General features: G+C 60.0%; 23 protein-coding genes and 1 pseudogene. 12 read left to right on the forward strand and 12 right to left on the reverse strand.

All coding sequences use genetic code 11. The features are described 5' to 3' along the window. Both AO353_RS15400 and AO353_RS15405 read right to left on the reverse strand, forming a co-directional pair. On the reverse strand, positions 1-3,096 hold the full coding sequence (locus tag AO353_RS15400) for a multidrug efflux RND transporter permease subunit (protein ID WP_054595724.1): 3,096 nt from the start codon (positions 3,094-3,096) through the stop codon (positions 1-3). Continuing rightward, positions 3,093-4,262 carry an efflux RND transporter periplasmic adaptor subunit gene (locus AO353_RS15405; protein WP_054598246.1) on the reverse strand — a complete coding sequence of 390 codons (1,170 nt, stop codon included), beginning with the start codon at positions 4,260-4,262 and terminating at the stop codon, positions 3,093-3,095. The genes AO353_RS15400 and AO353_RS15405 overlap by 4 nt, the downstream gene beginning before the upstream one ends. A gap of 211 nt (positions 4,263-4,473) precedes the next feature. Here AO353_RS15405 and AO353_RS15410 point away from each other — a divergent pair, with 211 nt between their 5' ends. Next, a complete protein-coding gene (locus AO353_RS15410) occupies positions 4,474-4,719 on the forward strand; it encodes a hypothetical protein (RefSeq protein WP_054595725.1) in 246 nt (81 codons plus the stop codon). A 23-nt stretch (positions 4,720-4,742) separates the two neighbouring features. Here the strand turns inward: AO353_RS15410 and AO353_RS15415 are convergent, their stop codons facing one another. The 5 genes from AO353_RS15415 to norR all read right to left on the reverse strand — a co-directional run bounded on the left by AO353_RS15415 (position 4,743) and on the right by norR (position 9,189). Next, positions 4,743-5,492: a YkgJ family cysteine cluster protein gene (locus AO353_RS15415; RefSeq protein WP_054595726.1), complete on the reverse strand. Its 750-nt coding sequence runs from the start codon at positions 5,490-5,492 to the stop codon at positions 4,743-4,745. An 83-nt stretch (positions 5,493-5,575) separates the two neighbouring features. Beyond that, positions 5,576-5,887 (reverse strand): hypothetical protein, encoded by a 312-nt coding sequence (locus AO353_RS15420; protein WP_054595727.1) that lies wholly within the window; start codon positions 5,885-5,887, stop codon positions 5,576-5,578. Between the two features lie 91 nt (positions 5,888-5,978). Beyond that, complete coding sequence (locus AO353_RS15425; protein WP_054595728.1) at positions 5,979-6,461, reverse strand: GNAT family N-acetyltransferase; 483 nt, start codon at positions 6,459-6,461, stop codon at positions 5,979-5,981. A 3-nt stretch (positions 6,462-6,464) separates the two neighbouring features. Further along, entirely contained in the window at positions 6,465-7,373 is a 909-nt protein-coding gene (locus AO353_RS15430; protein WP_054595729.1) for a chemotaxis protein CheV, read from the reverse strand. 259 nt (positions 7,374-7,632) lie between these two features. Continuing rightward, positions 7,633-9,189: a nitric oxide reductase transcriptional regulator NorR gene (gene norR / locus AO353_RS15435; protein ID WP_054595730.1), complete on the reverse strand. Its 1,557-nt coding sequence runs from the start codon at positions 9,187-9,189 to the stop codon at positions 7,633-7,635. Between the two features lie 158 nt (positions 9,190-9,347). On the opposite strand from norR, the gene hmpA reads away from it, so the two are divergent. The 8 genes and pseudogenes from hmpA (at position 9,348) to AO353_RS15475 (ending at position 17,854) form a co-directional block, all read left to right on the forward strand. After that, entirely contained in the window at positions 9,348-10,529 is a 1,182-nt protein-coding gene (hmpA, locus tag AO353_RS15440; protein ID WP_054595731.1) for an NO-inducible flavohemoprotein, read from the forward strand. A gap of 300 nt (positions 10,530-10,829) precedes the next feature. Continuing rightward, positions 10,830-11,339, forward strand: a complete 510-nt coding sequence (locus tag AO353_RS15445) for a disulfide bond formation protein B (protein WP_054595732.1) — start codon at positions 10,830-10,832, stop codon at positions 11,337-11,339. 815 nt (positions 11,340-12,154) lie between these two features. Beyond that, a complete protein-coding gene (gene cyoA / locus AO353_RS15450) occupies positions 12,155-13,105 on the forward strand; it encodes a ubiquinol oxidase subunit II (RefSeq protein WP_054595733.1) in 951 nt (316 codons plus the stop codon). A gap of 3 nt (positions 13,106-13,108) precedes the next feature. Then, positions 13,109-15,139: a cytochrome o ubiquinol oxidase subunit I gene (gene cyoB, locus AO353_RS15455; RefSeq protein ID WP_054595734.1), complete on the forward strand. Its 2,031-nt coding sequence runs from the start codon at positions 13,109-13,111 to the stop codon at positions 15,137-15,139. Positions 15,140-15,142: 3 nt separating this feature from the next. Further along, positions 15,143-15,769: a cytochrome o ubiquinol oxidase subunit III gene (locus AO353_RS15460; protein WP_054595735.1), complete on the forward strand. Its 627-nt coding sequence runs from the start codon at positions 15,143-15,145 to the stop codon at positions 15,767-15,769. Then, a complete protein-coding gene (gene cyoD, locus AO353_RS15465; RefSeq protein WP_054595736.1) occupies positions 15,770-16,108 on the forward strand; it encodes a cytochrome o ubiquinol oxidase subunit IV in 339 nt (112 codons plus the stop codon). It begins immediately after the preceding gene. Positions 16,109-16,119: 11 nt separating this feature from the next. Continuing rightward, positions 16,120-17,007 (forward strand): heme o synthase, encoded by an 888-nt coding sequence (cyoE, locus tag AO353_RS15470; protein WP_054595737.1) that lies wholly within the window; start codon positions 16,120-16,122, stop codon positions 17,005-17,007. A 627-nt stretch (positions 17,008-17,634) separates the two neighbouring features. Continuing rightward, a pseudogene (locus AO353_RS15475) lies at positions 17,635-17,854 on the forward strand (transcriptional regulator). Positions 17,855-17,914: 60 nt separating this feature from the next. On the opposite strand, the gene AO353_RS15480 reads toward AO353_RS15475, so the two are convergent. Next, complete coding sequence (locus AO353_RS15480; protein ID WP_054595738.1) at positions 17,915-18,193, reverse strand: DUF3077 domain-containing protein; 279 nt, start codon at positions 18,191-18,193, stop codon at positions 17,915-17,917. A 542-nt stretch (positions 18,194-18,735) separates the two neighbouring features. Between AO353_RS15480 and AO353_RS15485 the strand changes: the two genes are divergently transcribed. Next, complete coding sequence (locus AO353_RS15485) at positions 18,736-19,236, forward strand: phosphate-starvation-inducible protein PsiE (protein ID WP_054595739.1); 501 nt, start codon at positions 18,736-18,738, stop codon at positions 19,234-19,236. Here AO353_RS15485 and AO353_RS15490 read toward each other — a convergent pair. The 3 genes from AO353_RS15490 to AO353_RS15500 all read right to left on the reverse strand — a co-directional run bounded on the left by AO353_RS15490 (position 19,233) and on the right by AO353_RS15500 (position 22,511). Continuing rightward, entirely contained in the window at positions 19,233-19,550 is a 318-nt protein-coding gene (locus AO353_RS15490; RefSeq protein ID WP_054595740.1) for a DUF3509 domain-containing protein, read from the reverse strand. The genes AO353_RS15485 and AO353_RS15490 overlap by 4 nt on opposite strands. A gap of 219 nt (positions 19,551-19,769) precedes the next feature. Further along, entirely contained in the window at positions 19,770-21,071 is a 1,302-nt protein-coding gene (locus AO353_RS15495; RefSeq protein WP_054595741.1) for a serine/threonine transporter, read from the reverse strand. Between the two features lie 63 nt (positions 21,072-21,134). After that, positions 21,135-22,511: an L-serine ammonia-lyase gene (locus AO353_RS15500; protein ID WP_054595742.1), complete on the reverse strand. Its 1,377-nt coding sequence runs from the start codon at positions 22,509-22,511 to the stop codon at positions 21,135-21,137. Positions 22,512-22,646: 135 nt separating this feature from the next. On the opposite strand from AO353_RS15500, the gene AO353_RS15505 reads away from it, so the two are divergent. Beyond that, entirely contained in the window at positions 22,647-23,594 is a 948-nt protein-coding gene (locus AO353_RS15505) for a LysR substrate-binding domain-containing protein (RefSeq protein ID WP_019693524.1), read from the forward strand. 213 nt (positions 23,595-23,807) lie between these two features. After that, the gene (locus AO353_RS15510; RefSeq protein ID WP_054595743.1) at positions 23,808-24,215 is read left to right on the forward strand and encodes an HPF/RaiA family ribosome-associated protein; all 408 of its coding nucleotides are present in this window, start codon (positions 23,808-23,810) and stop codon (positions 24,213-24,215) included. 131 nt (positions 24,216-24,346) lie between these two features. On the opposite strand, the gene pbpC is transcribed toward AO353_RS15510, so the two are convergent. Then, a complete protein-coding gene (gene pbpC, locus AO353_RS15515; RefSeq protein WP_371917624.1) occupies positions 24,347-26,599 on the reverse strand; it encodes a penicillin-binding protein 1C in 2,253 nt (750 codons plus the stop codon). Positions 26,600-26,608: the final 9 nt, after the last annotated feature.

Below are 26,608 nucleotides of genomic sequence, written 5' to 3' on the forward strand. Positions count from 1 at the left end.
TCAGTGTGTGGTCGCCAGCGCAGGCGCTGGTGTGGAGCGATGGAACACCCGCTCAAGCCATAAGTATATGACTGGCGTGGTAAACAGCGTCAGCGCCTGGCTGACCAGCAAACCGCCGACCACCGCGATCCCCAGCGGTTGGCGCAGTTCGGCGCCGGTGCCGTAGCCGAGCATCAGCGGCAGCGCGCCGAGCAGGGCGGCGAGGGTGGTCATCATGATCGGCCGGAACCGCGTAAGGCATGCCTCGAAAATCGCCTCTTGCGGGGACAGCCCGCGATTGCGCTGGGCGTCGAGGGCGAAGTCGATCATCAGGATGCCGTTCTTCTTGACGATACCGATCAGCAGCACCAGGCCGATCAACGCCATGATCGAGAAGTCCTGGCCGAGGATCCAGAGCAGTATCAAGGCGCCGAGGCCAGCGGAAGGCAAGGTCGAGATGATCGTCAGCGGGTGCACGAAACTTTCATAGAGCACGCCAAGAATGATGTATACCGCCACCAGCGCCGCCAGAATCAGCCACGGCTGGCTGGCCAGTGAACTCTGGAACGCCTGGGCCGCGCCCTGGAAATTGCCGTTGACCGAGGCCGGCATGCCGATGTCGTTCTTCGCCTGATTGAGCAAAATCACCGCATCACCCAAGGCCACGCCGGGCGCCAGGTTGAACGACAGGTTGGCGGCCGGGAACATGCCGTCGTGGGCGATGGACAACGGGCCGATGGTTGGCGCATCGAAACGGGCCAGCGCCGACAACGGCACCATCTCGCCACTCAGCGGCGAACGCAGGTAGAAATAGGCGAGGCTTTCGGCCTTGCCGCGCTGGCGGGTGTCGAGTTCGAGGATAACGTTGTACTGGTTTATTTCGGTCTGGAACTCGTTGACCTGCCGTTGGCCGAAGGCGTCATAAAGCGCCTCGTCGACATCGCTGGCGGTCAGCCCGAAACGCGCTGCAGCGGCACGGTCGATGTGGATGTGGGTGATGCTGCCGCCCAGTTGCAGGTCGTTGGAAATGTCGCGGAACGCCGGGATGCTGCGCAGTTTTTCGGTCAGGCGTTGGGTCCAGAGGTTCAGTGTCGGACCGTCGTTGCTCTTGAGCACGTATTGATACTGGGCGCGGCTGGGGCCGGAGCTGAGGTTGATGTCTTGCCCGGCGCGCAGGTACAGCACAATGCCCGGGACCTTCAGCAGTTGCGGACGAATCCGGTCGATGAAGGCGCTGGCGGACACATCGCGATCGCCGCGTTTTTTCAAGGAGATCCAGAAGCGCCCGTTGGCGATGGTCTGGTTGCTGCCGGAAACACCCACCGAATGCGAAAAGGTCTGCACTGCCGGGTCGGCGGCGACGATGTCGGCCAGGGCCTGGTGCTTTTTCACCATCTCCGGAAACGACACGTCGGCGGCGGCTTCGGTAGTGCCAAGGATAAAACCGGTGTCCTGTATCGGGAAGAAACCTTTGGGGATAAACACGTAGCCGGCAACCGCCATGCACAGCGTCAGGCTGAAGATCCCCAGCATCAGTTTCTGATGCGCCAGGGCGCGGCGCAGTGCGCGTTCATACAGCGCCAGCAGGCGCTCCCCAAAACCGGGTTTGGCATGGGCATCGTGTACCGGCGCGCGCATGAACAGGGCGGCCATGGTCGGTGCCAGGGTCAACGACACCACCACCGAAATCATGATGGTCGAGGTGGCGGTCAAGGCGAACTCCTTGAACAACCGGCCGACCACGCCGCCCATGAACAGCAGCGGAATAAACGCCGCCACCAGCGAGAAACTGATCGAGACCACGGTAAAGCCGATCTCGCCAGCGCCCTTGATCGCCGCCTCACGCATACCGTCGCCGGCCTCCAGGTGGCGGTGGATGTTCTCCACCACCACAATCGCATCGTCGACCACAAACCCTACGGAAATGACGATCGCCACCAGCGTCAGGTTGTTCAGGCTGAAGCCCATGATGTACATCAGCGCGATACTGGCGATCAGCGAGACCCCGAGTACGCTGGAAACGATCAGCGTCGCCGACCACTGGCGCAGGAACAGCGCCATCACCGCGACCACCAGCAGGACCGCGATCAGCAGGGTGACTTCCACTTCGTGCAGTGAAGCGCGGATAGTCTGGGTCCGGTCGATCAGCACGTTGACCTGAATCGACGCCGGAAGCATCGCTTGCAGGCCCGGCAACGCGGCTTGAATCCGGTCCACGGTGTCGACGATGTTCGCACCCGGTTGCCGCAGGATCACCAGGTTGACCCCCGGCCGATCGCCAGACCAGGCCTGGACATAGGCGTCTTCCGAGCCACTGACCACGGTGGCGATGTCCCGGAGCTGGACCGGTGCACCGTTCTTGTAGGAGACGATGAGCTGACCGTATTCGTCGGGATGGAACAGTTGATCGTTGGTCGATAGCGTGGAAATGCTCGACTCACCGTACAGCGCGCCCTTGGCCAGGTTGAGGCTGGTTTTCTGAATCGCCAGGCGCACATCGGCCAGGGTCAGGCCGATGGCGGCGAGTTTGTCGGCCGAGGCCTGGACCCGGATCGCCGGGCGTTGCTGGCCGGTGATGTAGATCTGGCCGACGCCGTCGATCTGGCTCAATTGCCGCGCCAGCAGGGTTTCGGCGTAGTCGCTGAGTTCGGTGCCGGGCATTTGCGTCGAGCTGACGCTGAGGATCAGCACCGGGCTGTCGGACGGGTTGACCTTGCGCCAGGTCGGCAGCGTCGGCATGTCCTTGGGCAGCTTGCCGGCGGCGGTGTTGATCGCGGCCTGAACTTCCTGCGCGGCGGTGTCGATGCTTTTGTTGAGGGTGAATTGCAGGGTCAGGTTGGTCGAACCCAAGGCGCTGCTGGAGGTCATTTGGGTCATGCCGGGGATGGCGCTGAATTGCACCTCCAACGGCGTCGCCACCGACGAAGCCATGGTGTCGGGGCTGGCGCCGGGCAACTGCGCGGCGACCTGAATGGTCGGGAACTCGGCTTCCGGCAAAGGGGCGACGGGCAGGCGCGGGAAGGCGATCAAGCCCAGCAGCACCAGGGCGAAGGTCAGCAGTGCCGTGGCGACCGGATGGTCGATGCACCAGGCCGAAATACCGCCATGGACTTTCATGGCTGTTGCTCCGCCGCAGTGCTTTGCGTGAGCGCTGGCGGCTCGCCGAGAATCTGCACGCTGGCCCCTGGCTTGAGCCGCGACTGACCATCGCTGACCAGCACATCACCGGCCTTTACCCCTGTGATGATGTTCAGCCCGCTGTCCTGATAGACCATTTGCACCGGAACCGATTCGACCTTGTCGCCGTTGACCCGGTAAACGAAATGCTGATCCAGCCCGCGCTGGACCACCGACGGCGGCACCACCAGCACATGCTGGTCGACGGCGGTCTGGATCTTCACGGTCACCAGTTGCCCGGGCCAGAGTTTTTGCCCGGCGTTGCTGAATTCGGCCTTGGCGCGAATGGTCCCGGTGTTGGTATTGATCTGGTTGTCGATGAGCGTCAGATGGCCTTCGCCGAGCAAGTCGCCGGTCTGGCCATTGGTGTCGGCGCCGAGGTAGGCATTCACGTCAGCCGGCGGGGTTGCGCTGATCAACCGTTGCAGCGTCGGCAGCATTTGCTGTGGCAGGGAGAACTCGACGGCAATCGGGTCGATCTGGGTGACCGAGAACAATCCCTGGGTATCGCTCATGCGCAGGAAGTTGCCTTCATCCACGGTGCGAATACCGACGCGGCCCGTCACCGGCGAGCGAATCTGTGTGTAGGAGAGTTGTACCTGCGCCGCATCGATGGCCGCCTGATTGCCTTGCGCCGTGGCTTTCAACTGATTGACCAGGGCTTGTTGCTGGTCGTAAGTCTGCTTGGAAACCCCGTCATCGACACTCAGCAATTTGTAGCGTTTGAGGTTGACCTCGGCGACCTGCAACTGCGCCTGGTTTTCGCCCAATTGCGCACGGGCCTGATCGAGGCTGGCGCGGATCGAGCGATCGTCGATAGTTGCCAGCAGGTCACCGGCCTTCACCAACTGACCTTCCTTGACCAGTAGTCGGGTGAGGATGCCATCGATCTGCGGACGAATAACCACGCTGTGCAACGACAGCACCGAGCCAATCGCGCTGACATAGCGCGGCACGTCGCGTTCGACGACGCTGACCACCCGCACCGGAATCGCGGTGGGGGCCGCGAGTTTGCTCGTTGCCGGTTTGAGCGCAACGCCAATGGCCACGGCAGTGACCGTCACCAGTAACGCGGCGATCAGCAGTTTTTTTCCTGGAATGGGCATGAGCATCGAACGCCGGGGCAAAAAGACGGGAAATAATGGCCTAGTTATAGTCCTTCGTTGCGGTCAGCAGGGTGACGGCTAACTGACAGGGCTGTCAGCAAAGGTGACCATTCATGCGTCGGGAGGTTAAAGATCACGGGCGCGCAGGTATACTGCCGGCCTTTCGCGGCCCACCCATCGGGCCCGACTCACTGTAACACCCGGAGCATTCATGACTTCCCCGATACAAGCGCCTGCTGCTGACGAACAGGCTGACCTGCCAGACAGCGTCGACTCCAGCGCCGACAGCGAAACCAAAGCGGTGATTCCGGCCTTCAAGTTTCCGTTCAAACCGGGCGAGTTGGCCTCCGCCAAAAACGCCAGTCAGCCGTGGTACAAGAACGGCGCCAAGAATGGCCACACCAAGGTCCCGGGCGCAGCGCCTCCTGGCACCCGTCGCTCGATGGGCAAGCGCTGAGTTGTCCCTCTGAGTTATAAATCTCAGGCCGCGCGCAACGAGATAAACGCATAGTTCAGCGGTTCTGCCGTGACCACGTTCGCGCCAGCGGCCTGCACTTGTTCAGCAATGTCGTTGCCCGATACATGGAACAGCCATTCACCGGCCGAACCCGGCAACGGCGCAGCCTGAACCTGATCAATTGCCGAGGCAAACGCCGTCATGTCCGGCAGGTAGGCGGTAAACCCGTCACCCTTGAGCGCCGTGGTGCGAATCCCCAGAAGTTCGCAAATCGCTTCCTTGGCCTGGACATCGTCGCGGTCTGCCTGACGCGAGCGCTGGATCAGGTCGGCCAATGCCTGATCAACCAACTGACCGCCGACAATTAACGCAGGACCTTGCTCCCACGATTCGGGCGGGCAGTCCTTGGCGGTTGGTGTCAGCGGGATGTGCGGATTGATTTCCATCGGGTAGATGCGGCACACCAGCGGCCGGTGCTCGTAGATGCGGCAGAGGTTGTCTTCGTCAAGATTCCGGCAGCGACCGGCGTTGTATGCAGCGAAGGTAATCGCTACGTGGGCCTGGGTCGCACCGCTGGGCACCACCACGGAACGGCGTTCGGCGTGCTCGCGTTGCAAGGCCGGAAGGCCCAGGCCATTGCCAAGAAAGCCTTCCACCAGCACGATCACAGCCCCGCCGTCAGCCGTCCACATCCGGGCCTCGGCGAGGGTCAGGGGCACATGGTGGTCGTTGCAGCACTTGCCGCAACCTACGCAGGAAAACGTCGTATTCATTAGGCGACCGGTCACATTCCAGAGGCGTCAGCGATGGCGGAAAACCACCGCGCGGGATGCTGCCAAAGCAAGTTGTGCGCCAGTCATGGACGTACAGAATCCCATTCGGTGATATACGCGGTTTTACTCTTTTTGTTGTAGAGGCACAGTTCAGTGCCTTGTTGGCCTTTCATATGTTTTTGCGGGTACTGGCCTTGCAGCAACAGTGCGGTATAGCCGACGCGATCATCGAACTGCGCAGCATTGCCAACGGGTTTGGCGTGACTCAATTGGCTGGCTTTGGTGCAACTGGCGAGAACGGCTTTGTCATGGGCGGCCCATGCATCTGGGCTAGAAGCGAAGGCTTGGCTGGTGATTGCGGTCAGGCTGATGAATATCAGACTTGAGGCTTTCATGGTTCGGGCATCCTTGGGTGAATTTTGGCCAAGGATTGAGTATGCCTGAAGGATTGAGGAGGGTTGTGCGGGGAGCTTCGCGATAGCGGTATCAGTCTGGAACCAGCTCCCGGCGCACCACGCGCATCCCGGCGCTTTCATACAGTCGCCGAGCGCGCTGGTTATCTTCCAGTACCTTGAGGTCAACAAACCCTTCGCGACGCTGTTGAAACACACTGAAGGCATGCAACAACAACGCTCGTCCCAAGCCTTGGCCCTGAGCCCGTGGATGCACCACCAGGTTCTTGATGTAGGCGCTGGTCCAGCACTGGGCCACGCCGACAACGCCTTGAGGGTCCGAGGCGATGAAACACAGCGCCGGGTCATATTCCGCATCGCTTTCAAAGCGCTCGCGCCACACCTCCAGCGCCGGTACTCGACCGCCGCCGTGCTGATAACCCTGCTCCATCAGTTGATGAACCGCTTCGGCCAGCTCGGGGCGGTATTGGTTCAGCACAATGCCTGGAGGCCAGGCAATGGCGGGCAACACTCCAGCGAGGTCGCGCCGAAGCAGCAGGCAATACTCTTCAGCCAAGGCTCAATGACCTTGTTCTTGCTGCGCGACAGCTTTTGCGGCGGTGATCAGGCATTTGGTCAGCTCTGGCGAGGAGAACTTGGTCAGCACCGCATTTGCCCCGGCCAGACGGGCTTTTTCGCTGTTCATCGCACTGTCCAGCGAGGTGTGCAGCAGGATATAGAGGTGGGAAAAGTCCGGGGTTTCACGCAGGGTCCGGGTGAGGGCGTAACCGTCCATCTCGGACATTTCGATGTCCGAGACAATCAGGTTGATCTGCTGTGCAGTGCCTTGCAGGTCCAGCAGGCAGTCGATGGCTTCTCTGGCGCTGCGTGCGGTGTGGCATTGCAGGCCGAGGTTGCGCAGGGTGTGTACCGATTGTTGCAGCGCCACCTGGCTGTCATCGACCACCAGAATGCGTGCGTTGCCCAGTACTTCGGCGTCTTCCATGCTCAGCTCGGTCGGGGCTGTTTCGATCTGTGCCGGGGCGATGCCGTGGATGACTTTCTCGATGTCGAGCACCTGCACCAGCGTGCCGTCGACCGAGGTCACGCCGGTGATGTACGCGCGCACGCCGCCGGAGCCGTAGGGTGGCGGGCGGATGTCGGTGGTCAGGCAATGGACGATCTTGCTCACCGCCTGAACGTGCAGGCCCTGTTTGGAACGGCTGACGTCGGTAACGATCAGGCAGCCACCGTCCGGGTCTTCCAGCGGCCGCTCACCGATCGCCCGGCTCAGGTCGATGACCGACAGCGAGGTTCCGCGCAGGGTGGCGATGCCTTTAACGTGCGGGTGCGACTCCGGCAGCCTGGTCAGCGGCGGGCAGGGGATGATTTCACTGACTTTCAGCAGGTTGATCGCCATCAGCTTGCCACTGCGCAAGGTAAAGAGCAGAAGCGAAAGTGAATCTGCGCGGGCTTTGTTGGAGGACATAAAAACCTTCTGTGGAAAAGGTGATGGGCGATTGTAGGACCGCCAGCAACTATTGATATCGGGTTATCGACGTAAGCGGGGCGGGCTTTAATGCCAAACGGCAAACCCTGTGGCGAGGGAGCTTGCTCCCGCCGGCCGGTCCGCGCTCGGGCGCAGCAGTCGCCAAATCGGTACCTGTGTACTGTCTGTTGCAATGTGGTGACTGATTTGGGAGCGCTTCGCACTCCAGCGGGAGCAAGCTCCCTCGCCACATTGGTTACTACTTCATGCCCAAACGCTTGGCCATCCGCCCAAGGTTCGCCCGGTCCAAGCCTAGCTCACGGGCGGCGCTGGCCCAGTTGTTTTGATGGCGCTCAAGACAAGCGGTGATCAACTGGCGTTGATAGTTCTCGGTGGCCTGGCGCAGGTCGCCGAACACTTCAACGGTGGGCGCCGGTTCAATGCTGGCTGGCGCAGAAGGCGTTTCAAGGGGCGTGTGGGGCAAGTCCAGATCCGCCGCGCTCAAGCTGAGAATCTTCGGCCGTTCCCGCGAGTTGCCCAGCGCTTTCAAGGCACTGCGACCAATCAAGTGCTCCAGTTCGCGGACGTTGCCCGGCCAACTGTAGGCCAGCAATGCCGCTTGGGCGTCGCTGCTCAGGCGCAGGCTGTTGAGGCCCATCCGCGAGCGGTTCTGTTCAAGAAAGTAACCGCTAAGCAACAACACATCCCGACCGCGATCACGCAGCGCCGGCACCAGCAACGGGTAGACGCTGAGGCGATGGTAGAAGTCGGCGCGGTAGCGGCCACTGCGCACCTCGAAGGCGAGGTCACGGTTGGTCGCGGCGATCAGGCGTACGTCGACCTGATGCTCCTTGTCCGAACCCAAGCGCTGTAACTGACCGCTTTGCAGCACACGGAGCAATTTGGCCTGCACCGCCAGCGACAACTCGCCCACTTCATCGAGAAACAGCGTGCCGCCATTGGCCAGTTCGAATTTGCCACGCCGGTCGTTCAGCGCCCCGGTGAAGGCGCCACGCACATGGCCGAACAACTCGCTTTCTACCAGCGTGTCGGGCAGCGCGGCGCAGTTGAGGCTGATGATCGGTTTGTCGGCACGCGGTGAAGCGGCGTGGATCGCCTGGGCCACCAACTCTTTACCGACCCCGGTTTCTCCGGTGATCAGCACCGTCAGGTCGCTACCGCCGACCAGGTTGATTTCTTCCACCAAGCGCTTGTGCGCTTTGCTCTGGCCGATCATTTCGCGACTCTGCTGACCGCTGGCCTGGCGATAGACCTCGGCGCGCTGGTGTTCATCTTCTGCGCGATTGGCCAGCCGTTCGATGCGTTCGGCGGCGTTGACCGTGGCGGCGGCGAGGCTGGCAAAGGCTTGCAAGGCGTCCAGTTCGATCGGCTCGAAGCGCTCCGGGTCCAGCGCATCGAGGGTCAGCAAACCCCACGGACGCTCATCGATAAACAGCGGGCAGCCCATGCAGTCGTGGACTTCCAGGTGATCGCCGTGGCCGTCGACCAATCCGTCATAAGGGTCGGGCAAGGTGCTGTCGCTGGGGAAACGCGTCGGCTCCGAGCGGCTGAGCAACGCTTCAAAGCGCGGGTGTTCGCTGACCTTGAAGCGCCGGCCGAGGGTGTCGGTGCTCAGGCCATCCACTGCCAACGGTACCAGCCATTCACCGTCGAGCCGCAGCAAGGCGGCGGCATCGCAGGGGAGCAGGGCGCGCATGGCTTCGAGCAGGCGCCGGTAGCGCTCGCCTTCGGGCAATTCGCGGGAAAGGTCGGAGACCAGTGGCAGCAACGCGGTGAGCAAGGGTTTTGCAGTCATATTGACTCCATGTAGTCGAGGTGACTATAAATCCGCTTGTGTCGTTATGACTACATGTTTATTAACTTATTGATTTATATGGTTTTAATTGTTGGCACGGAAACTGAAACGTCATGGGTAGAAAACTATAAACCCAGTCGTTCAGGAGTACCCCCTTAATGCTTAGCGCTCAAGACCGTGCCATCGTCAAATCCACCGTACCGTTGCTGGAAAGCGGCGGCGAAGCCCTGATCACGCACTTCTACCGCATGATGCTCTCCGAGTACCCAGAGGTTCGTCCGCTGTTCAATCAGGCGCACCAGGCCAGCGGCGACCAGCCACGGGCTTTGGCTCGCGGGGTGCTGATGTATGCGCGGCACATCGATCAGCTCGATCAGTTGGGCGATCTGGTGGCGAAGATCATCAACAAGCACGTTGCCCTGCAAATCCTGCCGGAGCATTACCCGATTGTCGGCGCCTGCCTGCTGCGGGCGATTTCCGAAGTGCTCGGTGACGAGATCGCCACGCCCGAAGTGATGAGCGCCTGGGGCGCCGCCTACAACCAATTGGCCGATATCCTGATCGGCGCCGAAACCGCGATCTACGACCAGAAGGCCGCAGCGGTCGGCGGCTGGCGTGGGGCGCGGGAATTCAAACTGGCCAAGCGCGTGGAAGAGAGCGCGGAAATCACCTCGTTCTACTTTGAACCAGCGGACAAGGGGCCGATCCTCGCGGCAGAACCGGGTCAGTACATCGGCATGAAACTGATCCTCGATGGCGAAGAAATTCGTCGCAACTACTCGCTGTCGTCCCTGGGCGACGACGGTCAGTACCGGATCAGCGTCAAGCGCGAAGAGGGCGGTCGTGCCTCGAATTACCTGCACGACCAGCTTCATGTGGGCGCGAGCATCCTGCTGTTTCCGCCAGCAGGTGAGTTCACCCTGACCGCCAGCGACAAGCCGCTGGTGCTGATCAGCGGCGGCGTCGGCATCACGCCAACCCTGCCGATGCTGGAAGCGGCGCTGGCCACCGAGCGTCCGGTGCACTTTATCCACTGTGCGCGTAACGGTGGCGTGCATGCCTTCCGCGACTGGATCGACGGCCTGGCCGAGCGTCACCCGCAACTCAAGCGCTTCTACTGCTACGCCGAAGATGACGGCGTCAGCCCTGCGGCGGATAAGGTCGGGCTGTTGAGTCAGGAGCTGTTGGCCGACTGGTTGCCGCAAGAGCGCGACCTGGACGCTTACTTCCTCGGCCCGAAAGGCTTCATGGCCGCGATCAAGCGCCACCTCAAGGCCTTGGGTGTTCCAGAGAAGCAGAGCCGCTACGAGTTCTTCGGCCCGGCTGCTGCGCTGGAGTAAGCGTAGGGTGGCGACTCAGTCAGACCGGGTCGCCTTCATCGCGGGCAAGAGCTAGGCGCCCCCCCTGCTCCTACAGGTACTCACAATCCTGTAGGAGCAAGGTTTGCCCGCGATGGCGTTATCAGTTTCGCCACCGATCCATCTGTTTAATCCGCTGTTAATAAGCCTGCCGTTAATTCCCTCCTGTTAATCCACCCCGATGGCTAGCGTGTAAACTTGCGATCAATTGATACGTATAAGATCCACTGCGGCCGGTGGGTCTGTTGAATACAACCAGCACTTTTGGCAAAGGAAACGGGAATGAACGAGGAAATGATGCGGATGGGCCGTGAGCGGCGCTTCCTGGTCTTGCTGGGCATCATCTGCCTGGCGCTGATCGGCGGCGCGCTGTACATGCAAGTGGTGCTGGGCGAGGCGCCATGCCCGCTGTGCATCCTGCAACGCTATGCGCTGTTGCTGATCGCGATCAGTGCCTTTATCGGTGCCGCCATGCGCACCCGTCGCAGCATCACCGTGTTTGAAGGGCTGGTGGTGATCTTCGCCCTCGCGGGCGTTGCAGCGGCCGGGCATCACGTCTATACGCAGTTTTACCCGGCGGTCAGTTGCGGCATCGATGTGCTGCAACCGATTGTCGACGGCTTGCCGCTGGCGAAGATCTTCCCGCTGGGCTTCCAGGTCGACGGCTTCTGCGAAACACCGTACCCGCCGATCCTCGGCCTGTCGCTGGCACAGTGGGCACTGGTGGCCTTCGTGTTGACCGTGGTGCTGGTGCCACTGCTCATTTCGCGTAACCGCAAACACCTGAACTGAGGCTTCTCGCCGCAGCCACAGGCCTTGAATAAAGCGCCCCGGACCTCGAAAAGAGGCCGGGGCGCTTTGCGTTTCAGCGGGTCTGTCAAAGGATCGTGACGCGCGGCAAAGAAGGGTGCGACACGTGTGCGACATGTTGTCACAGCAAAGGTGTCGCAACTCATTTCAAAGACGATTGTCGTCGCTGAAACTGACAGGGAATTTATCTTGCTGGCGGGCCTCTCCGGAAGCCGGAAAATGCGGTGCAGCAGGCAGTTTTAACAGGCTCGGACGAATGGCTAAAGGCCTTGTGACAAGGGGGCTTGCGCGAGGTCAGCGATGCTTCGAGAGGGGCTGAAGCTGTCTGAACTGCGGACAGTAGCGCTGGTTTTTTTGGGGTTGTTATTGAGAATCTGTCTCGATATCGTGGATAATCTTTGCAGATTTCGTTAATGATTGTTGCGGTATCCGATAAAAATTATTTCGAGTTGAGACATGGTTTATACAACGTTACATATCTACAATCGCCCGCACTGAAATTCCGGGGCGGCACTCTCCTTGGCACAAGGGGTGGTCGTGGGGCTGTAACGGGCTTCATTCGACGCCAGGTGTCGGCGCCTTCCAACTATCCGCACCAAATGGAATTGGTCTGTAACAAGGCCTTTGACCACGAATTCGAATAAGAACTCACCGCTAGCCCAGGATGTGTCGACCAGCGTTTAGCGCGCGACGGGCAAGCCCTTATTCAATCCAAGAAAAATGCCAACCCTTGGCAGGGTGAAGTGTTGGCGATCAAAACCCAACTGCATTGCGCAAGCTGCTTTAGAGGTCGTGAGATGAGTAAAAACAGGTACCCCAGACTACTAGGCTTATTGCCGCTGCTCGGCACGCTGTTGCTGGGAGGCTGCAACATGACCCTGCTCGATCCCAAGGGCCAGGTCGGCCTGGACGAGCGCAACCTGATCATCACCGCAACGCTGCTGATGCTGTTGGTCGTGGTTCCGGTCATCGTCATGACCTTCCTGTTCGCCTGGAAATACCGCGCTTCCAACAAGGACGCCGTCTACACCCCGAAATGGTCGCACTCCACCAAGATTGAAATCGCAGTGTGGGCTGTTCCGGTGCTGATCATCATTGCCCTGGGTTACGTCACCTACAAGTCGACCCACGCCCTGGACCCTTACCGTCCGCTGGAATCCGACGTCAAGCCGATCACCATTCAAGTGGTCGCGATGGACTGGAAGTGGCTGTTCATCTACCCGGAACAAGGCATCGCCACCGTCAACAAGATGGTGTTCCCGGCCAACACGCCAGTTAACTTCAAGATCACCTCCGACACCGTGATGAACTCGTTCTTCATTCCGGGCCTGGGCGGTCAGATCTACGCAATGGCGGGCATGGAAACCAAGTTGCACCTGATCGCCAATCAGAATGCCGAGTTTGACGGTATCTCCGCCAACTACAGCGGTGCTGGCTTCACTGGCATGAAATTCAAAGCAATCGCCACCTCTCAGGCAGATTTCGATGCCTGGGTCAGTGATGTCAAGAAAGCACCTAAACAGCTTGAAAAAGCTGAATACGAAGCCCTTTCCAAACCAAGCCAGAACAACCCGGTTGAACTCTACTCCTCGTACGCGCCGAACCTGTTCCAGACCATCATCGACAAGTATGAAGGCATGAAACCGGGCAAGCCGATGCACCACGAGAAGAAAGAACACGAAGTGGCCGGCGCCGGTATGGAAGGGATGGACATGAGTTCGCATTCAGCTGCCGGGGCAGAGGAGTAAACGATGTTTGGTAAATTAAGTTGGGAAGCGATCCCGTTCCACGAGCCGATCGTGATGGTGACCATCGCCATGATCGCGCTCGGTGGTCTGGCGGTATTTGCTGCAATCACCTACTTCAAGAAGTGGACCTATTTGTGGACCGAGTGGCTGACGTCGGTCGACCACAAGAAAATCGGCGTGATGTACATCATCGTTGCCATGATCATGCTGCTGCGTGGTTTTGCCGACGCCGTGATGATGCGCTCCCAGCTGGCCCTGGCCACTGAGGGTTCGCCTGGCTACCTGCCACCTGAACACTACGACCAGATCTTCACCGCTCACGGTGTGATCATGATCATCTTCATGGCGATGCCATTCTTCACCGGCCTGATGAACCTTGCAGTGCCGCTGCAGATCGGCGCGCGTGACGTTGCCTACCCGTTCCTGAACTCCCTGAGCTTCTGGCTGCTGGTTTCCGGCGTGGTACTGGTGAACGTGTCCCTGGGTGTCGGCGAATTCGCCCGTACCGGTTGGGTTGCGTATCCACCGCTGTCGGAACTGGGCTACAGCCCGGGCGTGGGTGTGGACTACTACATCTGGGCATTACAACTGTCCGGACTGGGTACGACATTGACGGGGGTCAATTTCCTGGCCACCGTGCTGAAAATGCGTACCCCGGGCATGAAAATGATGGACATGCCGATCTTCACCTGGACCTGCACCTGGGCCAACGTACTGATCGTCGCTTCCTTCCCGATCCTGACCGCTACCCTGGCACTGCTGACGCTTGACCGTTACATGGATTTCCACATTTTCACCAATGAACTTGGTGGCAATCCAATGATGTACGTCAACCTGTTCTGGGCCTGGGGTCACCCCGAGGTTTACATCCTGATTCTGCCGGCGTTCGGGATCTTCTCCGAAGTCATCTCGACCTTCTCCGGCAAGAAACTGTTCGGCCACCACTCGATGATCTACGCCAGCGGCGCGATCTCGATCCTGGGCTTCATGGTTTGGCTGCACCACTTCTTCACCATGGGTTCGGGTGCCAACGTCAACGCCTTCTTCGGTCTGGCGACGATGCTGATTTCGATCCCGACCGGGGTGAAGCTGTTCAACTGGCTGTTCACCATTTACCAGGGCCGTCTGCGTTTCACCAGCCAGGTTCTGTGGACCCTGGGCTTCATGGTGACCTTCGCCATCGGCGGCATGACCGGCGTACTGCTGGCCATCCCGGGTGCTGACTTCGTACTGCACAACAGCCTGTTCGTGATCGCGCACTTCCATAACGTGATCATCGGCGGCGCCGTGTTTGGCTACATCGCCGGCTTCGGTTTCTACTTCCCTAAAGCGTTCGGCTTCAAGCTGCACGAAGGTTGGGGCAAGGCAGCGTTCTGGTTCTGGATCTCGGGCTTCTTCGTCGCGTTCATGCCGCTCTATGTACTGGGCTTCATGGGCATGACCCGTCGTCTGAACAGCACCACCAACCCTGAGTGGACGCCATACCTGCACGTTGCAATGGTCGGTGCGGTACTGATCGCTTTCGGTATTGCCTGCCAGTTGATCCAGTTGTACGTGAGTATCCGTGATCGCAAGCTGCCACAGAACATGTGCGAAGCCGGCGACCCGTGGAATGCCCACACGCTGGAATGGTCGACCTCGTCGCCACCACCGTTCTACAACTTCGCTGTACTGCCGAAAGCCGACGGTATCGACCCGTTCACCGAAGCCAAGGAAAACGGTACTGCGTACCAGGCTCCGGCCAAGTACGAGCCGATCCACATGCCAAACAACACCGCGACCGGCCTGGTCATGGGTGCTCTGTTGACCGTGTTCGGTTTCGCGATGATCTGGCACATCTGGTGGATGGCTATCTTCGGCCTGGCTGGCACCGTGATCTATTTCGTGATCCACGCTGCCCGTGATGATCAAGGCTACATGGTGCCGGTCGATGTGATCGAGCGCATTGAAGCCGAGCAGCACAAGCGTCTGGTTGCGGCCAAAGCGATTCCGGCCACCGCCACCCGTGTTGAAACCTCGTTGGAACAGGCTTAAACCATGTCGAACTTAGTGACCAATGTTGGACACGCCCATGGTCATGACCATGGGCACGATGACCATCACCACGACTCGGGCGAGATGACCGTATTCGGTTTCTGGCTCTACCTGATGACCGACTGCATTCTGTTTGCGTCGATCTTCGCGGTGTACGCGGTACTGGTAAACAACGTAGCCGGTGGCCCGTCGGGCCACGACATCTTCGAACTGCCTTACGTGCTGGGCGAAACCGCCTGCCTGTTGCTCAGCTCGATCACCTACGGCTTCGCCATGCTGGCGTTGTTCAAAGGCAAGAAGACTCAGGTGCTGGGCTGGTTGGCCATCACCTTCCTGTTCGGCCTGGGCTTCATCGGCATGGAGATCAACGAGTTCCATACGCTGATCTCCGAAGGCTTCGGTCCGAACCGTAGCGGCTTCCTGTCCGGGTTCTTCACCCTGGTCGGCACCCACGGTCTGCACGTGACCAGCGGTCTGATCTGGATGGCGATCATGATGTATCAGGTCCAGAAAAATGGCCTGACGGCGACCAACAAGACCCGTCTGAGCTGCCTGAGCCTGTTCTGGCACTTCCTGGACGTAGTGTGGATCTGCGTATTCACCGTTGTTTACCTGATGGGGACTCTGTAAATGGCTAACGCAGCTCACTCACACGATAGTCACGACGACAGCCACGGCAGCGTCAAGTCCTACGCTATCGGCTTCATCCTGTCGGTGATCCTGACCATCATTCCTTTCGGCCTGGTGATGTACCCATCCCTGCCGAAAGCCATGACCCTGGCGATCGTACTGGCCTTCGCAGTGATCCAGGTGCTGGTGCACCTGGTCTACTTCCTCCACCTGGACCGCTCCGCCGCCCAGCGTAACAACGTGATTGCGTTTGTTTTCGCGGCGCTGGTTATCGTCCTGTTGGTCGGTCTGTCGCTGTGGATCATGTACAGCATCCATTCCGTCATGATGGCGCACTGAGGAAAGTCCGGATGTCCTTAAAGCACTTTATCCAAATCACCAAACCGGGGATCATTTTCGGTAACGTGCTTTCTGTGGCAGGCGGGTTTTTCCTGGCCTCGAAAGGGCATGTCGATCTGGCCATTTTCCTGGCTGCGATGATCGGCACGTCCCTGGTGGTCGCGTCGGGTTGCGTGTTCAACAACTGCATCGACCGTGACATCGACCTGAAGATGGAACGCACCAAGAACCGTGTGCTGGTGCAGGGCCTGATCTCCCTGAAACTGGCACTGGTTTACGCGACCGTCCTGGGTGTCGCCGGCGTGGCCTTGCTGTATCGCGTGGCCAACCCGCTGGCGGCGTTGTTCGCGGTGATCGGTTTTGTCATCTATGTCGGCTTCTACAGCCTGTACCTCAAGCGCAAGTCGGTTCACGGCACGCTGGTGGGCAGTCTGTCGGGGGCGATGCCGCCGGTGATCGGCTATGTCGCGGTCAGCAATAACTTCGACATGGCGGCGCTGACGCTGCTGGTGATGTTCAGCTTGTGGCAGATGCCGCATTCCTATGCGATCGCGATCTTTCGCTTCAATGATTACCTGGCGGCATCGATTCCGGTGTTGCCGGTGAAGCGTGGGATTCAGGTGGCGAAGAAGCACATCCTGCTGTACATCCTGGCGTTCCTGGTGGCGACCTTGATGCTGACGTTCAGTGGTTACGCTGGCATGAGTTATCTTGCGGTTGCGGCGGCCATGGGCATGTACTGGTTGTACATGGCCTGGACGGGCTACAAGGCGGTGGATGACACGGTTTGGGCACGTAAGCTGTTTGTGTTTTCGATTTTCACCATCACGGCGTTGAGCGTGATGATGTCGCTGGACTTCAAGGTGCCGACTGAGTTGTTGCTGACTTACGCGCCTTAAGGTTTTGCGGTTGTACAAAGAGCCCCGCCTTCGAGAGAAGCGCGGGGCTTTTTCTTGCCCCCGGATTTACCTGCTCGCGATGGCGGCCTTACAGCCGACCAATCTCCCGCAGGTGTACATATCCATTCCTGCGGTAACGGCCACTTAGGGTTTCGCCCTGACGGCGACTCCCTTTGGCAAACGCCCCAAAGGAAGCAAAGGTCTTCGCCCCAAGCGTACGGCACCTCGCCTAGGCTCGGCGTCCCCTCACTCCGGTGTCCATCAGGGGGCATCGCCTACGGTCTGCTGCGCGACGACCTCCTCTCGATGTGTCCGGCTGCGCCGTACGGCGCTGTGCACCCACCCCCTGCTGAACACCTGCGCTCGGCCTCCCGATAGGGGCGGGTGGATCAAGATCAACAGCAAAGCACGGCGGCCTGACAGCCGGCCTGAGTGGTTGGGGCGCGTCACTTCATTGTGGGTGAGTGATATTCGGAGCTGCCGAAGGCTGCGATCTTTTGATCTTGGCGACCTGGCCACCAATTGCCGAGCTATAAGCAACATGTCTATAGTTTTGCGATGGTCGCCGACCAAGTTAATGCGCTCAAAAAAGCCATTGAAGCAGAGTTGAAAGCACGAGGTAGCTTCATGAAAAAGCGCGACCTGTTCGTAGAGTTAATGCGAGGCGTTGGCGAGATGGTGGCTCAGCGCGAAGGTGAGATCGCACTGCGCAGTCATTCCGTGCAGGACAAACCGGCTCCCGAGCTGGGGGCGAAAGAAAACGTCGAAGCCCAATGCTCAGGCCGCCTTGTTGATCAGGCTGGTGGAGAAATTCCCCGACATGGTTGAGCGGTTAGGCGCCGTTTGAGCAAATAGTCGAACGCCTGAAAAGCCCCGCCTTCATAGAGAAGCCTGGGGCTTTTTCCATTCAATCGCGGTTATTACCCGGCGCACCCAGCACCTTCACCACGTCATCGATCACCGCCTTACTCATCTCCTGCAAATAATGCGACGCCCAGGCATAGCGGTCCTTGCCGCGTTCCATCGCCGCGTCTTCGGCCAGCAGTTTGGAGAGGTGGAGCAAGTCGGACACGTGGGACAAGGCTTCGTGGATCGAGACGCCGCTGTTGACGCGGAAGAGGGGGTGGTCGGAATGGATGGAGAAGGGTGTGAGGCCAGCGGTTGTCAGGTCTTTGAGGTTAGTCATTGCAAAACTCCCGTGTCAAAGTTGGAGCTACCACGTTCGTTCTCAGGCGAATGGGTGGCAGCTATGCGCAGGCTGAGAAACCGGGGATACGGGAACCCGGCAGACCCGAAGGTCTCCCGCGCACAGCCGCCATTGCACAGATTACGGGCATAAACGCCAGTAATTGTGAGGTGGGACGTTGGTGCGCCAGTATCTTACCCAGGTTCTCAGGCCCGGTCGCTGAATGGGCAGCGACGGTTTGACGTTAGCGTGCAGAGATTGGCGGGCACAATCGTAGCGATGTGCTGGCTCTGTATGGTTTTTTGTCGCCTGTGAGGCCGCTAATCGCCGCAGGGCAAGCTCCTGCTGGCGCGCCCCCAGAAATCCATCCGATGCCCAAAAACCAAATTCAGAACGGTCCTACATTTACCGAAAGCACCCCAACGTGCCTCATATCATCCCGCTACCATCTCACTCCATGCCGCTGGCCTTTTTTCTGCATGCAGAACTACCGTCACGTCAAACCGGCATCATCGGTCGAACCGACCTAAGGAAGAACAACCGTGAATATCAATTGGGCTGAAAAGCTTCGCCAGAGCGTCCATGAGTTGGCCGGATCGCTGGGTAACCTGTTCGTTGAGACGTTCCATTACCTGGCGCTGTTCGCCATCGGTGCAGTCACTGCCTGGGCGGCGGTGGCGGAGTTTTTGTTGATGATCAAGGAGGGTGACATCAAGATCGATGACATCCTGCTGCTGTTCATCTACCTCGAGTTGGGCGCGATGGTCGGGATTTACTTCAAGACCAACCACATGCCGGTGCGCTTTCTGATCTACGTGGCGATCACCGCGTTGACGCGCCTGCTGATCTCCAACGTGTCGCACCACAACCCGCCGGACATCGGGATCATCTACCTGTGCGGCGGCATTCTGCTGCTGGCGTTTTCGATTCTGGTGGTGCGCTATGCCTCGTCGCAATTTCCGTCGGTGAAGATCGCACACCCGCAGCGCAAGACCGGGGCGGGCTCCGGTGAGCATCCGGAAGTCGAGAAGGGCGAGCTTTAAAACCTTGCCGGCCGAGGGGCTGGAGTCTTGGGTGAGGGCGGCGGTAATTTGAAGTTGTCGCCGTTGGTCATCGCTTCAAGGATCGCCACGGCGCTGTGGCCCTGTTCGATGGCGATGCCGAACTGAATGCTTTGCACCAGCCGTTTCAGGCGTTGCGGGTCATTGCGTTGTGCGGCGCTGATCATCCGCTTGGCGACGATTCGGCCGGTTTTGGAGAGGGTCAGCATGATGCTGCCGTCGAGTCCCTGAATGCTCAGGTTGACCTGATAATCCGGCGCAAAAGCGTCGGTGATCAGTTGGAAAGGGTTATCCATAATGCGTCACCGCTTGATGGGATCGTGCAGTCATTGACCGGACGGGATCAGGATTGGTTCGCTTTTCCAGACCACCGGCAGGCCGTTCGCCGAGGTTTCAACAACATCCGTGTGCCTCCATTCTGACGAAGCAAGGGCCATGCCGGTCCTGCTCCGGGTCAATAAACCGGCAATAAAAAGGCGAGCCCAATGGCTCGCCTTTTTCATTCATGGTCCGTTTCAGGGCATGACGGAGTAGATGATCGCTGACAGTGCGATCAGGCCGATCAGCACCACAAACACGTTCGAGGCTTGCCCCGAATACTGGCGCAGCGACGGCACGCGGCGGATCGCGTACATCGGCATCAGGAATAGCAGGCAGGCGATCACCGGCCCACCGAGGGTTTCGATCATGCCCAGGATGCTCGGGTTGAAGGTTGCCACCGCCCAGCAGCTGAGGATCATGAACAGCGCGGTCACGCGGTTCAGCCAGCTGGTTGGCATCACCCGGCCACGGCCGCGCAGGCTTTTCACGATCAGGCCCTGGAAGCCTTCGCTGGCACCGATGTAGTGGCCGAGGAAGGATTTGGTGATTGCCACCAGCGCGATCAACGGCGCGGCGTAGGCGATGACCGGGGTCTGGAAGTGGTTGGCCAGGTACGACAGGATCGAGATGTTCTGCGCCTTTGCGGCTGCCAGGTCGGCTGGCGACAGGGCCAGCACGCAGCTGAAGCAGAAGAACATCACGGTCAGCACCATCATGCTGTGGGCGACGGCGAGGATGCCGCTGCTTTTCGGCTCGGCCTGGGTGCCGTAACGCTGTTTCTGATCGACGGCGAAGGCGGAGATGATCGGCGAATGGTTGAACGAGAACACCATCACCGGAATCGCCAGCCACAGGGTTTTGAAGAACAGCGGCAACGGCATGCCTTCACTGGCCGAGGCGAAGAACGCGCCGTTCCAGTTCGGGATCAGGCTCACACCGAGCAACAGCAACGCGGCGACAAACGGGTAAACCAGCACGCTCATGCATTTGACGATCACGCCCTGACCGCAACGGACGATCGCCATCAGCCCCAGAATCAGCGCCAGCGACAGCACCGAGCGCGGTGGCGGTGCGATGTGTAATTGATGCTCCATGAAGCTGCTGAGGGTGTTGGTCAGCGCCACGCTGTACACCAGCAGGATCGGGAAGATCGCAAAGAAATACAGCAGGGTGATCAGCTTGCCGGCACCGATGCCGAAGTGCTCTTCCACTACTTCGGTGATGTCCCCGGAGCGCCCGGACAGCACGAAGCGGGTCAGGCCGCGGTGGGCGAAGAAGGTCATCGGGAAGGCCAGCAGCGCCAGCACCAGCAACGGCCAGAAACCGCCGACACCGGCGTTGATCGGCAGGAACAGCGTGCCTGCACCAATCGCCGTGCCGTAAAGTCCGAGCATCCAGGTGGTGTCGTGTTTGCTCCAGCCTTTGCTGGTTGTTGCGGTACTACGGGGCAGTTCTACAGCAGGATTATCGGCAGCAGGTGTACGTACATCGGTCATCAGTATCGCCTCGTTATTATTCTTGCTCGGGCTCACGTAATGCAGGCGGTCAGGGAATGCTCGTCAGCACTCCACCCAGCTCACAGCCAGGCCGCCCCGTGAAGTTTCTTTGTATTTGTCATGCATATCGGCGCCGGTATCGCGCATGGTGCGGATCACCCGGTCCAGGGAAATAAAGTGTTTGCCGTCGCCGCGCAGGGCCATTTGGGTGGCGTTGATTGCCTTCACCGCGGCAATTGCGTTGCGCTCGATGCACGGCACCTGAACTAGCCCGCCGACCGGGTCGCAGGTCAGGCCGAGGTTGTGTTCCAGGCCGATTTCGGCGGCGTTTTCCAGTTGCTCGGGTGTCGCGCCGAGTACGTCGGCGAGGCCAGCCGCGGCCATGGCACAGGCGGAACCGACTTCACCCTGGCAGCCGACTTCGGCACCGGAGATCGAGGCGTTCTTTTTGCAGAGGATGCCCACCGACGCGGCGGCGAGGAAAAACGCCACGACATCGTCGTCCGAGGCGTCGGGGTTGAACTTCATGTAGTAATGCAGGACCGCCGGGATGATCCCCGCCGCGCCGTTGGTCGGTGCGGTGACCATGCGGCCGCCGGCGGCGTTTTCTTCGTTCACGGCGAGGGCGAACAGGTTCACCCATTCCATCGCCGAGAGGGTCGAACTGATGACGTTCGGTTTGCCGATTTCCAACAGACTGCGGTGCAATTTCGCAGCGCGGCGCGGCACATCCAGACCGCCCGGCAGGATGCCTTCGTGGCGCAGGCCTTGCTCGACGCATTCACGCATCACCGACCAGATGTGCAGCAGGCCGCTGCGAATTTCCGCATCGCTGCGCCAGGCCCGTTCGTTGGCCATCATCAGCTCGGAAACCCGCAAGCCGTGCTGGTTGCACAGCGACAGTAATTCCACGGCGCTGGAAAACTCGTACGGCAACACCACGTCGCTGGAGGCCGGCACGCCCGACTCGGCTTCGGCTGCTTCAACGATGAAACCGCCGCCGACCGAGTAGTAGGTTTGTTCCCACAGTTGGCCGCTTTCACCGAAGGCTGTCAGCGACATGGCGTTGGGGTGGTAGGGCAAGCTTTCGTCGAGCAGCAGCAAGTCGCGTTGCCAATCGAAGGCAATGCTCCGGCGACCGGCCAGCAGCAGTTCGCCGCTTTCACGCAACTGCTGGATACGCGGACCGATGCAGCTCGGGTCGATGCTGTCGGGCCATTCGCCCATCAGCCCCATGACGCAGGCGCGATCGGTGGCGTGGCCGACACCGGTGGCGGACAGCGAGCCGTAGAGACGGACTTCCACCCGTCGGGTTTGCTCCAGCAAACCCTGGTCAAACAGCGCCTGGGCGAAGGTCGCGGCGGCGCGCATCGGGCCGACGGTGTGGGAACTGGACGGACCGATACCGACTTTGAAGAGATCGAAAACACTGATAGCCATGCTAAAGCCTTACAAGCAATGGAGTAGGAATCGCCGCCATTTTTTGTAGGACAAGCGCAATGTAGGCGATACTGCCTACCTCGGTCAGCGCTGACCAACGAAACTTCCTAAGACAGGCTTTAGTAGGACTAAACGATGAGTCGTCAATTTCATGCCCAGACCTACGTCTGGCTGCATGTGTTTTCCTGTGCGGCACGCCACTTGTCGTTCACCCGCTGCGCCGAAGAACTGCACATCACCCCCGGCGCCGTCAGCCAGCAGATCCGCCAGTTGGAAGAGCGCCTGGGGTTTCGCCTGTTCCACCGCCGCGCCCGGGGTGTCGAATTGAGTGCCGAAGGCCAGCGTCTGGCGATCACAGTTAACGAAGCCTACGGCAGCATCGACGCGGAACTACGCCGGCTGGATGCAGGAATGATCAGCGGCATCCTGCGTTTGCGTTCGATTCCTTCGTTTCTCGGTAAATGGCTGACGCCGCGCCTGCCGCGTTTGCAGCAGCGGTTTCCGGATATCCAGTTGCGCTTGGTGGCCGAGGACAGCAGCGTGGCGCTGCACGAAGGTGACTTCGACCTGGCCATCGATTTGAACGATGGCAGTTACCCGGGATTGTTATCCACAGCCTTGCTCGACGAGCAGATTTTCCCGGTCTGCGCGCCGAGCCTGCTGCGCGGTCGACCGCCGCTGCACGGGCCGGCGGATCTGGTGCATTTTCCGTTGTTGCACGACATCACCGCCTGGCGCGGCAGTTATGAATACGCGGAGTGGGAGTTTTACCTGAACGCTATCGGCTTCGACGGTGCCGACGTACGGCGCGGGCATACCTTCAACCGCAACCACTTGACCATCGAGGCGGCGATTGCCGGGATGGGCGTGGCCATCGCCCGCCGGACCTTGCTCAACGATGAGCTGGAGCGGGGCACGCTGATCGTGCCGTTCGGCGTCGCGGTGCCCAACTACAAACGCTATGTGTTGCTGTATTCACCGGGGGCGCTGAGCCATCCGGGCGTGCGCGCGGTGCATGACTGGCTGGTGGAGGAAGCGGAGATTTTTCGCGGGTTGCACCCCTTGGGCGAGGGGCAATTGTGAGGATTTGTTGCCGCGTTGCAGGTCGAGTCGACTCCCGACAGTAACAGCGCTTTTGCCCGTTGTCCGGCTTTTTTTGCGTATGAATATTTATCTTTTTTTAGGGGTTGAATTGTTTCTCCGTCTGCCCAACTCTGTAACCAAGAGGTCACGGTCAACCAGATTTCAAACACCGCACCGGATCTCTCGCGAGCTAGCTGAAATAAGGGATGAACTATGCAAATCCAAGTCAATAGCGATAACCATATTCAAAGCAGCATCCGACTGGAGGAGTGGGTACGTACTACCATTGAGAGCACGCTCGAACGATACGAAGAAGACCTGACACGGGTCGAAGTCCACCTGCGGGACGAGAACGGCGATAAACCCGGTCCACACGACATGCGCTGCCAACTTGAAGCGCGGCCAAAAGGCCATCAACCGGTTTCCGTTACTCATAAAGCCGACACACTGGAACTGGCCATCGAAGGGGCGGCCACCAAGCTTGAACATGCGCTGGAACACCTGTTCGGCAAATTGCGCGGTAAACGCGCCACCGTCACGCCGATCAACTCGGGTGCCCATGCCGACGCGCTGCTGGAAGAAGAATTTCTCGAGAACGAACAGGCCGCTTTCAATAGCTGATGCCTGAAACACCCTTACCACCCCACTGAAAACGGGCCTGCAGATGCAGGCCCGTTTTGGTTTCAACTGCGCCCTGCATCAAGTCATGGCTAATGCGTGGTCATGCGACCCCGGGGTCGCTCCTTACTCGGCTAAGGCAAAAACTCTACCCGTAATCCTCGGCTCACGCTGCGGCCCTGATCATCACTGACTCGCAAGTGATACTCGCCCGACTTGCCTGGCCGCCAGTTCAGTGTGGCTTGGGGTGGGCCCTGACCGATCAGGGTCTGGTCGGCGAACCAATACAGGGTCAAGGCATCACTCGCGGCGTTGGCGTTCAGGGGAATGCTTTCCTGGGGGTGGGACAGGCGCAGCTGATAGGTGACCTGAGTCAGCGGCGAGCGGATTTGCGGGGCTTCGCTCTGATCGCCGTGGCGATTGGGCTGGCAGCTCTTGAGCACGTCAGGCGGCATGCGCCGTGGCAGGCCGGCGGCGCGGAACAGTCGTTGTACATCGCTGGGCCAGAATTCGAATACCTCTTCGCGGGTGTACTGCGGATCGAACGGCGGGCAGGCAGCCTTGCCGGTACGGGTGTCGAGTAGCACCGGGCGATGCAGGTTGGACACACGAATGGGTGAGACCCCGGGGATATACCAGGTCTTGCGGGTCGAGGGGCACCAGCGGTTGGGCAGCTCGCCGGAGGCGGCGCAGACGTCGATCCGCGTCAGTCCTGCAGGTGGTTTGTCGACTTTGTCGGCGACCGTGGGCAATGCCAGAGGTAGGGCGTCGGCGATGCGAAAGAACAGTGGCGCTGCCGTCTTTGCGCCAATGAACGCCGGGTTGGGCCTGCCGTCGAAATTGCCGACCCATACGATTAACACGTACGGGCCGACGATTCCGGCGCTCCAGGCATCGTGAAAGCCCCAGGAAGTGCCGGTTTTCCAGGCCGTGCGCCAGTGCCGACTAGAGCTGTTGGCCGGCAAGCCATCCGGGCGCGGGTTGTGCCTGAGCATATCGCGCACCATGAACGCGGCTTGCGGCGTCAGCAGCGCGGCACCGCTGGTCTGAGGCTGCTCGACGAGGTAGCGCAACGACCGCAAATGCCCGTCGCCGGCCAACATCAGGTACAGCCGCGCCAATTCTTCGGGGGTCATCTCGCCACCGCCCAGGGCCAGGGCCAGACCGTAATGGCTCTCGCCCCGCAATCCCTTGATCCCGGCCCTTTGCAAAAAGCCGTACAACGAAGGGGATTTGACCTTGCTGGCCAGCCACACCGCCGGAATATTGCGGCTGCGAATCAACGCGTCCCGGGCTGTCAGTGGGCCGACAAAACTGCCATCGAAATTTTCTGGCTGGAAGTAGCCGAAGTTACTGGGCATGTCCTTGAGAATGCTCATGGGGTGGATCAACCCCTGATCCAGCGCCAGCCCATAGAGAAACGGCTTGAGGGTGGAACCGGGTGAGCGCCGTGCCAGTACGCCGTTGACCTGCCCGTGAATGGCCGTGGATAAGTAATCCGCCGAGCCTACCAGCGCCTTGACGCTCTGGTCGCGGCTGTCCACCAGGATTGCCGTGGCGTTCTCGATACCGGTGCTGCGGCGTTCGGCGATAAAGCCGCCAATCAAACGTTCCAGCAGCCGTTGCAAGGGCAGGTTGAGAGTACTGTTGAGCTCATTACCGGTCTGGGACGTCAGCAGCTGTTCGCTCAAATGAGGCGCCAGGAAAGGAATCTGCTGACGAGTGCGCGCTTCCAGTGGCAGCTCCAGCAAACTGCTGTTACGCGGATCTTCGGGATAGGTCTCGCGCCAGTCCGCCATCAGCCGCAGGCGAGCGTTTTGCAGCGACGGCCCGAAGCTGGCGCGCCGTCCTGGCTGCTGGGGAATCACCGCCAGCGCGAGGGCTTCGGATAACGACAACTGCGCTGCCGCTTTACCGAAGTAAATCCGGCTTGCCGCTTCGGCACCTTCGATATTGCCGCCCATGGGCGACAGGTTGAGATAGGCCTCAAGGATGTCGTGTTTGCTGTAACGCAGCTCCAGCCAAAGCGCCAGGGCCATTTGTTGCAGTTTGCCGGGGACCTGCCGGGTATTGAGGTCCCACAGCCGTCGCGCCAGTTGCATGCTTAAGGTCGAGCCGCCCTGGCGCTGGCCCCCGCTGTAAGTGGCCGTGGCCGCCCGCAGCAATGCTGGCGGGTTGATTCCCGGGTGCCAATAGAAGTTGCGGTCTTCCTTGAGCAGCAACGCCTCGACCAGTGATGGCGAGATGCGCTCCAGGGGCAGCCACAGCCGATACTGGCCGTCGGCGGCCAGGGTCATGCGCAGCAGCGAACCGTCGTCGGCCAGCACCAGTCGCGAGGATGAGGTGGTTTGCTCCAGTGGCTGATGGGGCCACAGTCGCAGCCCCACCAGCACGTC

Source organism: Pseudomonas fluorescens, assembly GCF_001307155.1.
GTDB lineage: Bacteria > Pseudomonadota > Gammaproteobacteria > Pseudomonadales > Pseudomonadaceae > Aquipseudomonas > Aquipseudomonas helvetica.